This window comes from Variovorax sp. F042 (assembly GCF_057814215.1).
Map to the genome: position 1 here is coordinate 109330 of NZ_JBVASX010000018.1, position 12715 is coordinate 122044.

Genomic DNA, 12715 nt, shown 5'->3' on the forward strand with positions numbered 1-12715 from the left:
ATCCCGCGAGGCTCAGGGCTTGGGTATCAGCGGTGAAGACGGTGCGACCGGGGGAGGGCGTTGCGGGTAGACCGAGGTGCCGAAGGTGTTGCCCATGCGGTGTCCGGTCGCCGCGCGATTGAACAGGCCGAGCTGGTTCGAGGGCCGCTGCGTGATGGCTTCCGATGCCATGCCGGGTTGCGCGTCGTCGGGTCCACGGGGCGGCACCGGGGGACGCAGCTTCTGCGTGAGGCAGTCATAGGAGGGCGCGCGCTCACCGTTGACAGCAACTTCCACACAGCTGTCCGCAGCGTCTGCCGCTGCGGCGCTCCAGGGACCGCACGCCAGCAGGGCCGCGACGCCAATCATCAGACCCACACGCATCTGCCACCTCCATCACGCAGAACGCCCGGCCGAAGCGGCGGCGAACCCCGGCAGTCTAGGCCGCATGCAAGTCGGAAGAAAGACCGTCGCGAGCCGTGCGCTTCGACGGCCGATTTCTTGATGAAGTTTTAGTGACAAACGGCAGTCGCCGTGCACGCCGCGCGTCTAGGTAGGGGTACGCAGCAGCGACATGAAGGCTCTCCACCATGAGCAGTTGCCAAGCGAGCTTCATCTTTGAGAACCGAGCCGTAAATGCATGAAATGAAGAAGAACGGTCCACCGTCGCGCTGGAGAGCGGTGTGGCTGGCAGTGATGGCGATGGGCGCGCAGGGAGCAGCCTTCGCCCAGGCGCTCGCACCTGCTGCGCCGGCCGCCGCCGAGGCCGCGCGCAAGGTCGACATCGCCGAATACATCGTGCGCGGCAACACCGTGCTCGACGCGCGCACGATCGAGAAGGCGGTCACGCCCTTCCTCGGCCCCGAGCGCACGCTGAAGGACGTGGAGGGCGCGCGCGACGCGCTGCTCGCGGCCTACCAGGCGGCGGGCTACCAGTCGGTCTACGTCGACCTGCCCGAGCAGCAGGTGACACAGGGCGTCGTGTTCCTGCAGGTCAACGAGACGCGCGTGGGCCGCGTGCGCGTGGTGGGCGCCGAGTACAACTCGCCGCTCGACGTGCGCGACCAGGTGCCGGCACTGAAGGAAGGCGGCGTGCCCAATTTCAACAAGGCGCAGTCTGAACTCGCCGCGCTCAATCGCGGGCCCAAGCGCCAGGTGATGCCGCTGGTGCGCCAGGGCGGCATGCCGGGCACCATGGACGTCGACCTGAAGGTCGAAGACTCGAGCCCGTGGCGCGCCAGCGTCGGCATCAACAACGACTACAGCCCCGACACGCGCAAGCTGCGCGCCACCGCATCGATAGGCCACGACAACCTCTGGCAACTGGGCCACAGCGCCTCCATCAGCTTTTTTGGCGCGCCGCAGGACCTGAGCCAGACGAAGGTGATCTCGGCTTCGTACGCCGCGCCACTTCCGGGCACCAACTGGAGCCTGGAAGCCAATGCCCTCTCGTCCGACAGCAACGTGGCCACCGTGGGCGGCACCGACGTGCTGGGCAAGGGCCACTCGATCGGCCTGAAGGCGACCTACACCGTGCCCAACACCGGCAACTGGTGGCACGCGTTCAGCGTCGGTATCGACTTCAAGAACAACAAGGAAGCACTCACGCTGAAGGGCAGCGGCGACACCGTGCCGCTCAAGTACGCGCCGATCACGCTGTCGTACTCGGGCTTGCGCCAGTCGGAGAAGAGCCAGTACGGCGTGGGCATCTCGCTGGTGGTGGGCACCAGCAGCTCCTTCAAGTACGGCAGCGACTGGCAGGCCTTCGACTACAAGCGCTACAAGGCCTCGCCCAGCTTCATGGTGCTGAAGACCGACCTCAACGGCACGCACACCTTCGACGGCGGCTCGCAGTTTGCCTTCCGTTTCAACGGGCAGATGACCGATTCGCCGTTGGTGTCCAGCGAGCAGATCGCCGGCGGCGGCATGAACTCGGTGCGCGGCTATCTCTCTGCCGAGGCCACCGGCGACTACGGCGTGGTGGGCTCGATCGAGTTGCGCAGCCAGCCGCTGACCTTTCTGGGCAGCGCGGTCGAGAACTGGCGCGTGTACGCCTTCGCCGATGCGGCGCGGCTGCGCCTGAAGAGCCCGCTGCCCGAACAGGAAGACCGCTTCTCGCTGTACTCGGTCGGCGTGGGCACTACCTTCAAGCTTGGCCAGTACCTCGCGGGTCGCGTCGACATCGGCTACCCGCTCACCGACGGCCCGCGCACGAAGAAGCACGACCCGCGCGTGAACTTCAGCCTCACCGCGAACTACTGAGCGGCGCGGCTACCAGTTTTCCTTTCATTTTTTCTCTCTCTACGAGCTTTTCGGAGAACCCTGTCATGCGACGCCTTCTTTTCATCGTTCTCACACTGCTGAGCACACTCCTGCCGGGCCTGGCCCATGCCTGGTGGCAAGCCGAGTGGTCCTACCGCAAACCCATCACCATCGACGGCGGTCCGCAGGCCGGCGCCATCGGCAGCGATGCCGGCCGCGTGCCGGTGCTGGTGCGCCTGCACACGGGCAACTTCAAGTTCGAAGGCGTGAGCGAAACCGGCGCCGACCTGCGCTTTATCGCGGCCGACGACAAGACCGTACTGAACCACCAGATCGAGCAGTTCGATCCGCTGCTGGGCATGGCACTGATCTGGGTCGACGTGCCCAATGTCTCGGCCGGCACGCCGCAGAAGCTGTGGATGTACTACGGCAACCCGAAGGCGCCGGCTTCCGGCAACGGCCAGCGCAGCTTCGACCCCGACTACACGCTGGTCTATCACTTCGCCGAAGGCGCCGTGCCGCCGCGCGACACCACGGCTTATGGCAACAACGGCCAGACCTCGGCCGTGCCCGTCGAAGGCACCGTCATCGGCAGGGGTGCGCAGCTGGGCAGCGGCGCGCTGATGCTGCCGGCCACGCCGTCGCTCGCCGTGCAGGCCGGCGGCACGCTCACCTTCTCCGCTTGGGTCAGGCCCGACCAGCTCGGCGCGCGCCAGGCGATCTACACGCGCCGCGACGGCGCCGGTGAACTCGTGGTCGGCATCGACCAGGGCGTGCCCTTCGTTCAGGTCAATGGCCAGCGCAGCGCGCCGGGCCAGCCGATCCAGGCCGGCCAGTGGTCGCACATCGCGGTGAAGGCCGAAGGCGAGAAGGTGGTGCTCCACGTCGGCGGCCGTTCAACCGTGTCGCTCGCGGCGAAGCTGCCGGCATTGAACACGGCCGCTGCGCTCGGCGCCGATGCACCGGCCACCGCACCTGTTGCACAGGGCGCCCAACCGGCCGCCACCCTCGCGGCGTTCACCGGCGCCATCGACGAAGTGCGCCTGTCGAAGGTCGCGCGCGCCGACGCGCTGCTGCTGGCCGACGCCGTCTCGCAAGGCGCCGAATCGCGCCTCACCGCTTTCGGCGCCGACGAGCAGCAGGCCGGCAAGAGCCACTTCGGCTTCATCCTCGCCGCGATGCCGCTGGACGCCTGGGTCGTCGTCGGCCTGCTGGGCCTGATGATGGTGCTGTCGTGGGCCATCATGATCGGCAAAGGCCGCAGCTACGGCGCCACCTCGCGCGCCAACGCCGCCTTCATCGAGCACTTTCGCGAAGCTGCCGGCGCGTCGCTCGATCGCCTGGCCGTGAACAACACCGTGCCGGAAGAGGTGCGTGCCGATTCGTCGCTGTGGCGCCTGTACGAAGTGGCCATCGACGAGATGCGCCGCCGCCATGACCGCGGCTACGACCTGAGCGCCGTTTCCAGCGCCACCATCGGCGCCATCCGCGCCGCCATGGACGGCGTGATGGTGCGCGAGACCGAGCGCATGTCCAAGCGCATGAACTGGCTCTCGACCACCATCGAGGGCGCGCCCTACGTCGGCCTGTTCGGCACCGTTATCGGGATCATGCTGGTGTTCGTGGTGGCGGCGATGGCCGGCGCGGTGGACATCAACTCGGTGGCGCCCGGCATGGCCGCCGCGCTGCTGTGTACCGCCGCGGGCCTGGGCGTCGCGATTCCCGCGCTGTTCGGCTACAACTGGCTCGCCTCGCGTTCCGACGCCATCGGCGCCGACATGGCGGTGTTCGTGGACGAGTTCGTCACGCGCCTGGCGGAAGAGCAGGGCGAGGGCCGCTCGGTCCCGATGGCCGTTCGCGCGCGGGCTTGAGGGCGGCACGCCATGGCAAACAACACCGCAGCCAAGTTCGGCACCCGCAAGCGCGCGGGCGGCATCAACATCACGCCCTTCGTCGACGTGCTGCTGGTGGTGCTGGTGATCTTCATCCTCACCAGCAACGCCAGCATTCCCGGCATCAAGGTCGACCTGCCCAAGGCCAGCGCCTCGGTGGCGCTGGAGAAGCCCAAGACCAAGGCCATCACCATCGACAACGCGGGCAACGTGTTCCTCGACGCCTACCCGGTCACGCTGCCCGAGCTCGAGGAGCGCCTGCGCACCGAGAAGGCCCTTTCGCCCGACTTTCCCGTGATCGTGCGGGGCGATGCCAGCGTGCAGTACGCGAAGGTGATCGACGTGCTCGACCTGCTGCGCCGCATCGAACTGAACCAGATCGGCCTCGTGACCGGCAAGCAGAAGTGAGGAACGCAGAGTGAACCCCCGCGTCCCGACTTCTGCCGTCACCGCGCGCCGCGTGGGCAGGCAGGCTGGGCTGTGGCGCCGCTGGGGCGGGTGGGTCATCGGCCTGGTGCTTGCCGCCGCGCTGGTGGCGCTGGTGTGGCATCTGCTGAGCGATACCGCGAGCACGAAGCGCGTGGTGGCCGACGCACCGATGCTGATGCTGCCGCCTCCACCGCCGCCACCGCCCGAGCCGGAGAAGCTCCCCGAGCCCGAGCCGGAAAAGATCAAGCCGGTGGCCGAGCCCGAGCCCAAGCCGGTCGAGCCCCTGGAGCCGCCGAAGGACGACACCCCGCCCAGCCCCTCGAAGGACCTGGGCGACCCCGTGACCATGGACAGCGCCGGGCAGGCCGGCAACGACGCCTTCGGCATCCAGGCCGGCAGCGGCGGCGGCATGAACGGCACGGGCGCCGGAGGTGGCCTTGGCAGTGGCTCGTACGCGCGCTACGTGTCGAGCCTGCTGCAGCAGGCGCTGTCGCGCGATCCGCGCACCCGCCAGCTGGTGTTCGACGACATCCAGATCGACCTGTGGCTCGGCGTCGACGGCAAGACCACGCGGGTGCAACTGGTGCGCGGCACCGGCACCCCGGACATCGACGAAGCGGTGCTCGCGCTGTTGCGCGGCCTGGACCGCGTCGACGAGAAGCCGCCGGCCTCGCTGCGCTTTCCGATGCGCGTGTCCATGCGGGGGCGCCGGCCATGAGCACGCAGCGCCCGCAGCGCCTTCGGGCCGAGGCCGCCGCCACACCGACCGTCCCATTCAATCCTGCGAACCAAGTTGCGAACCAAGCGATGAACCACCTTCAACACATCCCGATCCTGCGCCAGTGCGCGCTCGCGGCGGCCGTGGCCTCCGTGTTCGTCCTGTCGGCCGGCCATGCCGCCGCACAGACGGCAGCTGCCCCTGCCGAGACCACCATGGTCAAGCTGATCCGCGGCCTGATCCAGAGCGGCTCGCTCGCCAAGGACGTGGGCGAGGCCCTGCTGGCGCAGGCCCAGACCGAGGCCATCGCGGCGCAGCAGGCCCAGCGCCTGGCCGCGTCCGCGACCGCCGCATCGGCCAGCACCGCCGGCGGCGTGCGCCTGGAGCCGGGCGACGTGCGTGTGCCCTACATCTCGCAGACCGTGCGCGACCAGATCCGCGACGAGGTCAAGGCCCAGGTCATGGCGCAGGCCAAGGACGAAGGCTGGGCCGCGCCCAACGAAACGCCCGAGTGGAGCAAGCGCATCCGCGTGGAAGGCGACGTGCGCGTGCGCAACGAGTCGCGCGGCTACTCGGGCGGCAACAGCAACATCGAGACCAACTGGGCCGAGCTCAACAGGGGCGCGGGCTTCGACGTCAATCCCAACACGAACCTTTCGCTGCCATCGATCCTGAACACCCAGCAGGACCGCCGCAACCTGTTCCGCGCTCGCGCGCGGCTGGGCGTGTATGCGGACCTCACCGAGAACACCAAGGCCGGCGTGCGCCTGGCCTCGGGCAGCGACGAGAGCCCGGTCTCCACCACCCAGACCCTAGGCGGCGGCCTGAGCAAGAAGAGCGTGTGGCTCGACCAGATGTGGATCTCGCACAAGCCGGTCGAATGGCTCACCGTGACGGCGGGGCGCTTCGGCAACCCTTTCATGTCGACCGACCTGCTGTATTCCAGCGACCTGAACTTCGACGGCATTGCCGCGAAATTCGAGAAGAAGCTGGCGTCGAACAAGGACCTCACTCTGTTCGGCACGCTGGGGTTGATTCCGCTGGAGTACAGCTCGGACAACGCTCCGAGCCGCAGCCAGGACAAGATGAAGAGCGAGAACAAGTGGTTGCTTGGCGCGCAGGTGGGCGCCGACTGGAAGATCGACGAGGACAACCGCCTGCGCGGCGCGCTCGCGTACTACAACTTCCGCAACATCAGCGGCCAGATCTCGCAGCCGTGCGCGCTCTACGCGGGTGTCGACGGCTGCAGCACCGACTGGTCGCGCCCGGCCTTCATGCAGAAGGGCAACACGCTCATGCTGCTGCGCGACATCACGCTCGATCCGACCAACCCGGCCGGCACGCCGCAGCCGCAGTACGTGGGCCTAGCCTCGAAGTTCCGCCTGATCGACCTGAACCTGCGCTGGGACACGCCGCTGGCCGGCAACAACCTGCGCCTGGAGGCCAACCTCGTGAAGAACACCGCCTACGACGCCAAGGACATCTGGAACCGAGCGGGCATCCGCGGCGCCATCGTCAACAACTTCGGCGCCACCGGCGGCACCGGCCAGGCCGACTTCAAGAGCGGCGGCAATGCCTACATGCTGCAGGCCACCTATGGCAAGCCGGCACCGGCGGCGCGCGGCGACTGGAACGTGCTGGCGGGCTACAAGCGCATCGAACCCGACGCGATGCCCGACGGCTACAACGACTCGACCTTCCATGGCGGCGGCACCAATGCGCGTGGCTACTTCCTGGGCGGTTCGTATGCGATCGACAAGAACATGTGGTTCACCGGCCGCTGGATCTCGACCAAGGAGGTCTACGGGCCGCCGTTGTCGATCGACACGCTGCAGCTCGAATTCAATGCGCGTTTCTGACAACAACAAGAAGAAGGAGCCTGCCGTGTCCAGAAAAATCTTTCCGGCGCTGCTGCTGCTGCTGGCCACGCTGGCCGCTGCGAGCCACGCCCAGCAGCAGCCACCGGGCGGCCAGAGCATGGAGGAGCGGCTTCGCGCGCAGCTGCGCATCACGACGTCGCAGCTGCAGCAGGCGCAGAACGAACTGGCCGCGCTGAAGGCGGGGCAGCCCGCGGCGCCACCCGCGGCCGGCGCCGCGCCGGCCAAGTCCGAACTCGATGCGCTGAAGAAAGAGTTGGCGCAAAGCCAGGCGCAAGTCGCGGCCGAACGGCAGGCGCGCGAAGCGGCCAGCGCCGGCAGCAAGCAACTGCGCCAGCAGGCGCATGCGACGACCGACAAGGCCACGGCGCAGATCGCGCAGTACCGCGGCGCCTACGACGAATTGCTGAAGATGACGCGCACCTCCGAGGCCGAGCGGCAGCGCCTGGCGACAGAAGCCACGACGCACCGCACGGCAATCACGCAGTGCGAGGCCAAGAACGCGCAGCTCTACGCGGTGGGGCAGGAGATCCTGCGGGCCTACGAGACGGTGGACGTGGGTACCGTGCTCGCGTCGCGCCAGCCCTTCGCGGCGCAGAGCCGCGTCAAATTCGAGCAGATCGCGCAGCAGTACGGCGACAAGCTGTACGAGAGCAAGTTCGACGTGCGCGCCGTGGGTGCACCGGCGCCTGCCGCAGCCGCTGCTGCGTCCGCACCGGCATCGGGAGACAAGCAATGAAGCACCTCAAGTCATCATCCGCCGCGCTCGTGCTGCTGGCTTCGTCGGTCGGCATGGCCGGTGCGCAGACGCCCTCGTCGGCATCCGCTTCAGGCGGTGCCATCGTGGCCCGTCTCGGCGAAATCACGGTGGGACAGGACGAGGTCGAGAAGCTGTTGCAAGCCTTGCCCGAGAGCGAGCGCGCCGCCGTCAGGACCGACCGCGCAACACTCGACGGCTGGCTGCGCCAGCGCCTGCTGAGCGAAGCAGTGCTGCGCGATGCCCGTGCAAAGGGCTGGGCCGACCGGCCCGAGGTCAAGGCGAGGATTGACGCTGCCACGTGGGAGGTCACCGCGCGCGTCGTGAGCACCAGTTATCTCGAATCGGTGAGCCAGGTGCCCACCGACTTCCCGTCCGACGCCGACCTGAAGACGGCCTACGAGCAGGGAAAAGCCAACTTCAACCTGCCGGCCGCCTACCGCGTCGCGCAGATCTTCCTGGCCACCCCCGAGCGCGATGCGGCCACCATCACCAAGGTGCGCGAAGAAGCGGGCAAGCTCGCCCGGCAGGCCCGCACCGGCGACTTCGCGGCCGTGGCGCGTGCCAGCTCGCAGGACAAACGCAGCGCCGAGCGAGGTGGCGAAGTCGACACGCTGCCGCTCGCGCGCATGCTGCCCGAGCTGCGCGACACCGTCGCCAGGCTCAAGCCCGGGCAGGTCAGCGACCCCGTGCAGTCCGAGGCCGGTTTCCACGTCGTGAAGGTGCTCGAAGCGCAGCCCGCGCGCACCGCCACCCTTGAAGAGATGAGGCCGAAGCTGCAGGCCGCGTTGCGCCAGCAGCGGCAGCAGCAGCTCGTGCAGGCCTACCTTGCGCAGATCGCGCCCGCCACGAAGCTGAGTATCGACGCCGGTGCGCTCGACGCGGCGGTGAAGAAAACCAATTGAACACAACATCCATCCACGGGGGTCATCCATGAGCAACACACCGACAACAAACAACGAAGTCACCGCTGCCGATCTGCTGGACGCCGTCACGCCCGAGCAGGTGTCGGACGCCATCAAGGCCGCCGGCGGCGCCGTCACCATCATCGAGCAGGACGGCGTGGCGCGCCTGCACAGCGCGAGCCACGGCATCGGCTTCCAGGTGCTGTGGGGCAACCCCGTCACCACCACCCAGTACACCGACTTCACCCTCAGCTGCCCGCTGCACGTGCAGGGCGGCACGCTGCCCGACGCCATGCTTGCCTCGTGGCACCGCACCAAGCGTTTCGCGCGCGTGGCGCAGCATGGCGATTTCGTGGTGCTGGAGATGGACGTGGTGGTCGCCGGCGGCGTGAGTCCGGTGTACCTCGCGTTCGCTGTTCGGCTGTGGATGCAAATGATGGGCGAGTTCTTCTTGCACCTGCGCAACTACGGGCCGGCAGGGACGACGCGCGGCGATGCCGCAAATACCGATACTGCAGGCGTCACCGCCGGGCAACACAATTCAGCGGTCGGCTGAGAATGCCCGGCACGCAGCGAAGTGCGATGCCTGTCATCTCCCGACCCGAGCCGTCGATCGCCGATCACGATGCACCGATGGCCCGGGTCATCCATGCCGCTGAACGTCAGGCACGGCGTGCGCGACGTGCCGAGACGGCACGTCAGCGGCAGCGCGCGGCGCTGCTCGATCTGCTGGTGAAGACCATGGCCGAACTGCACATCTCGATGTCGGAGCTCAATGCTGCGCGGCGTGCGCTCGGCGGCTCGAAGTCGAAATGAGGTTGGGTGAGAACTTGGAACTGCTCCATTCGACCTTTTGATTTGGCATCGTTGCTGGTTTTACTTGCCCACCCCTTTGCACCAGACTGGAGTTGACCCGGTTCTGTGGACCCATCGAGCTTTGCGTTCAAGGAGTCGAAGATGTCAGAGTCTGACCGCCGTACCCGGCGGGGTTCCGTCAACAGATGGTTGAGCTCGTGCGCGCGGGGCGAACACCGACGGAGCTCTCACGTGAGTTCAACGTCACGGTGTTGAATTTCGCCGGTTTCTGACCCTAGGGGGTGCGGATAAAAACTTGGACTGGTTTTATGTCGCAAGTCCGAGACTTTTTCGGTATTCGATAGGACTGAGAGAGCCAAGGGGGGTCTTGATCCGCTTCTCGTTGTTCCAGTGTTGAATTCCGCCGATCTCTGACCCTAGATTTCCACCGAATACTGACCCACCCGCTTTGTGAGCCTGAAGGCGTCACGGTGTGGATAAGTGCTTGATGTTCTCCTTTTTAGGTTGAGTGTGTGGATCTGCCGCAGATTGCGCCGCTGTTTCCGCGATTTGGTTGCCTCGATCGCGAGCCAGGTCGCGAGCTTGTCGGCATAGGGGTCGAGCTTGCTCGAGCTCGCCCGCTTGGCGTAGCGCGGCTCTTCTTCGCCGGCTCGCAGGTATTTCTTGACGGTGTTGCGAGACAGGCCTGTACGCCTAGCTATCTCGCGGATGGACATCTGCTCGCGCAGGGCCCAGCGTCTGATGACACTCAATGTCGCCACGTCTATCACTCCTAGGATCCCCTGCTTTAAAAATGAGCAGGGTAGGGTTTTACGTGGGTCAGTCTTAGACGGAAATTACTGGCTTTAGAGGGTCAATTTTCGACGGTAATCAACAATTACGACGTCAGTAAACTGCGCGTCGTGCTAGACGCGCTCCTCCATCAGTGCAACTGGATGGCTGAGCAGATGCTCGAACTGGCATGGCGCTCCGATTGACATAATTTGCTTTCCATCCTGGTCGATCGACTAGGACGTTAAAAGCTGGTTCGAAAAATTAAACGTGCGCTGTGACGGTAGCCGCAGCACGTGGTTCGCCTTGAGTCGGAAACGGGCCTTCGACGCATTGCCTCGTTCATCCAGCGCTCGGATTTCACCGCTCTGGTGGAGCTCCAAGACCGCGGCTTCCACCATGCTGCGAGTGGTCGGCGTCGTGCTGATGAGTTGTCCGAAGAATTGTTCGAAGGCCATGCCCTTGGCGCCATCTAAGAGCACGACATGGGGCGCGCTTTCGCTCTGGGTTCGCTGCCGACGATTACCCAACGGATATCAGACAGGTCGAGCTTGCCCACATCTGAAGCGCACTGCGGAGCGTTCGGCCCTGTTCCTGCGATAAATGTGCGGGATGATCGTTGCCGATACCGCAATGGAGTTTCACTTTCGGTCGATAGCCGGCCCGTTGGTCTCTATCGGATCGAGTTCCAAAATTACTCGCCTAGTCTCTAGCCGAAGATTTTCGACCGGATACGTTTTCACAAGTCTTGGGCCATCGCTTTCATAGGTAACCCGATCGACTAAGCACTCCGCGGCGACGAGAGGGTTGGCGCCATGGATGCCTACGTAGTTGCGCTTGGTCCAAGCCAGCACCACCCTTTGAATCGCCCTGTCATGCCGATCGTATGGTGGTGTGCCCGGCTGCAAGCCCAGTACATTCAAGCAAAAGCCAAGAATTTTGGCACCCTTGAAATTTGGAAACTTCTCCATTTCTACAATTTCGTTGTAGAGCAAGCGTCGCACCTTGAACTTGATGACCCGCCCAGCCGGTGAATCCAGCCGACTTAAATGGAACAGTGCAGACCACACGGCGTTGTGTTGGACATCCCAACATAGGTCCGATGGTGCGCGGACCGCTGAAGCTGAAAAGATCAGTTCAAAGATGAGCCTGGCCAAATGGTCGTAAAAGTCCTTGCCCGCTTCTAGCCTGTTGGTTCGCGCTTTGATCCCTTTGGGAATTGCTTTTTGACCTAGTGTCTCGACGGCATCTTCAACGAATTTCACTACGACATCGATCCGGCCAATCAGTTCGTGGTCCCAGCGTTCCGTCTGCCCATTGAGCTTGTATAGGCCTCCACAGGCGCGCTGTACCTGGCTCAACGCACGATAAAGCGAATAGGAGTGCATGTGGTGAAAGCCGCCAGCCACGAAGCTGCGGAAAGTCATCAGCACCATGCGGCAGTAGGCCTGCCACTGCTCTTCAGTCCAGTTGCCGGGCGCCATTGGTTCCGGATCCAGCAGCGTCCCAACAGCCTCGACCAACTCGAAATTGGAAAACAAAGCTTGGCTGAGGGGTTTTTGGTAGCCGATCAATCCTGAAACATATCCATCAGCTTCATGGAAGAGAAAAGAGTCCTTGCTATCGAGCGCCTCGCGCACGATGTTCGCGCCAAACGTTCCGATCTGAACGTTGTATTTCTTTGAGGCGTTCACCTCAGAAAACAGCGCCCAAGCCGTTCCTGGCGATGATCTGACAATCGCTCGGCAGAATCTCTTGTCCGCGATCAAGAGCAGGATGTCATTGGCGTACGCAACTGCCAGTTCGCGCAGCGACTTCGGCTCCGGGACGGCTGAAGGTGTGTCTTCGTCACGGTCGGTGGCGAAATAAATAAGAGACATTGCCGAACGAGCAAGCTCGTCGGCGATCACACCCAGTTCCTCGGGTGCGCCCTTGACGATGGATGAATACAGCGCATTTGCAAATCGCTTGGCATTTCGCGTGCTGTAGCGGGGTGGCCGGATGAAAGCAAACCAGGCCCAGGTAAGGAACGTCAGAAGGAAGATGCCCCCAAGGAGAGCCTGCCAAGTCCCAGGGGTCAGCAAATTGCCCTTAGGCACCAACCACTGCTCAGTCCGCCAAAGGTCAGTGAGCAGCGTCAGAACGCCAACTGTCACCACTACCCAGAACGTTGTCGCCCTAACAGGCTGCTGAAATACCAGGCGCGCCGAAGCCATCCTGCGCACTGAAGGCGGCGGTTGTGTGATTTCGACGTTCCAGGGTCGCTGTCGGCGCTGTTTTCCCGCTTCGAGGACGCTTCTTCGGCTCTC

The 12715-nt window shown here is 64.9% G+C and carries 12 protein-coding genes and 1 pseudogene; 9 read left to right on the forward strand and 4 right to left on the reverse strand.

The features are described from left to right. Positions 1-12: 12 nt before the first annotated feature. Positions 13-363 (reverse strand): hypothetical protein, encoded by a 351-nt coding sequence (locus tag ACZYSP_RS32705; protein WP_489018722.1) that lies wholly within the window; start codon positions 361-363, stop codon positions 13-15. A 261-nt stretch (positions 364-624) separates the two neighbouring features. Between ACZYSP_RS32705 and ACZYSP_RS32710 the strand changes: the two genes are divergently transcribed. The 9 genes from ACZYSP_RS32710 to ACZYSP_RS32750 all read left to right on the forward strand — a co-directional run bounded on the left by ACZYSP_RS32710 (position 625) and on the right by ACZYSP_RS32750 (position 9635). Beyond that, entirely contained in the window at positions 625-2241 is a 1617-nt protein-coding gene (locus ACZYSP_RS32710) for a ShlB/FhaC/HecB family hemolysin secretion/activation protein (RefSeq protein ID WP_489018724.1), read from the forward strand. Positions 2242-2306: 65 nt separating this feature from the next. After that, positions 2307-4112, forward strand: a complete 1806-nt coding sequence (locus ACZYSP_RS32715) for a DUF2341 domain-containing protein (protein WP_489018726.1) — start codon at positions 2307-2309, stop codon at positions 4110-4112. A 12-nt stretch (positions 4113-4124) separates the two neighbouring features. Continuing rightward, positions 4125-4541 (forward strand): ExbD/TolR family protein, encoded by a 417-nt coding sequence (locus tag ACZYSP_RS32720; protein ID WP_489018728.1) that lies wholly within the window; start codon positions 4125-4127, stop codon positions 4539-4541. 10 nt (positions 4542-4551) lie between these two features. Beyond that, the gene (locus tag ACZYSP_RS32725; protein WP_489018730.1) at positions 4552-5280 is read left to right on the forward strand and encodes an energy transducer TonB family protein; all 729 of its coding nucleotides are present in this window, start codon (positions 4552-4554) and stop codon (positions 5278-5280) included. An 89-nt stretch (positions 5281-5369) separates the two neighbouring features. Beyond that, positions 5370-7139, forward strand: coding sequence for a putative porin (locus ACZYSP_RS32730; protein WP_489018732.1), 1770 nt, complete (start codon positions 5370-5372; stop codon positions 7137-7139). Between the two features lie 25 nt (positions 7140-7164). Continuing rightward, positions 7165-7896, forward strand: a complete 732-nt coding sequence (locus ACZYSP_RS32735) for a hypothetical protein (RefSeq protein WP_489018734.1) — start codon at positions 7165-7167, stop codon at positions 7894-7896. Beyond that, the gene (locus ACZYSP_RS32740; RefSeq protein ID WP_489018736.1) at positions 7893-8819 is read left to right on the forward strand and encodes a peptidylprolyl isomerase; all 927 of its coding nucleotides are present in this window, start codon (positions 7893-7895) and stop codon (positions 8817-8819) included. Before ACZYSP_RS32735 ends, ACZYSP_RS32740 begins: the two co-directional genes overlap by 4 nt. Before the next feature lie 28 nt (positions 8820-8847). Beyond that, positions 8848-9375 (forward strand): YbjN domain-containing protein, encoded by a 528-nt coding sequence (locus ACZYSP_RS32745; protein ID WP_489018738.1) that lies wholly within the window; start codon positions 8848-8850, stop codon positions 9373-9375. A 26-nt stretch (positions 9376-9401) separates the two neighbouring features. Then, on the forward strand, positions 9402-9635 hold the full coding sequence (locus ACZYSP_RS32750) for a hypothetical protein (RefSeq protein ID WP_489018740.1): 234 nt from the start codon (positions 9402-9404) through the stop codon (positions 9633-9635). Between the two features lie 512 nt (positions 9636-10147). Here the strand turns inward: ACZYSP_RS32750 and ACZYSP_RS32755 are convergent. The 3 genes and pseudogenes from ACZYSP_RS32755 to ACZYSP_RS32765 form a co-directional block, all read right to left on the reverse strand. Beyond that, a pseudogene (locus tag ACZYSP_RS32755) lies at positions 10148-10405 on the reverse strand (helix-turn-helix domain-containing protein); the annotation flags it as partial. A gap of 237 nt (positions 10406-10642) precedes the next feature. After that, positions 10643-10864, reverse strand: a complete 222-nt coding sequence (locus ACZYSP_RS32760) for a hypothetical protein (protein WP_489018742.1) — start codon at positions 10862-10864, stop codon at positions 10643-10645. A 183-nt stretch (positions 10865-11047) separates the two neighbouring features. Continuing rightward, a partial coding sequence (locus ACZYSP_RS32765) for a hypothetical protein (RefSeq protein WP_489018744.1) occupies positions 11048-12715 on the reverse strand: 1668 nt, incomplete at its 5' end.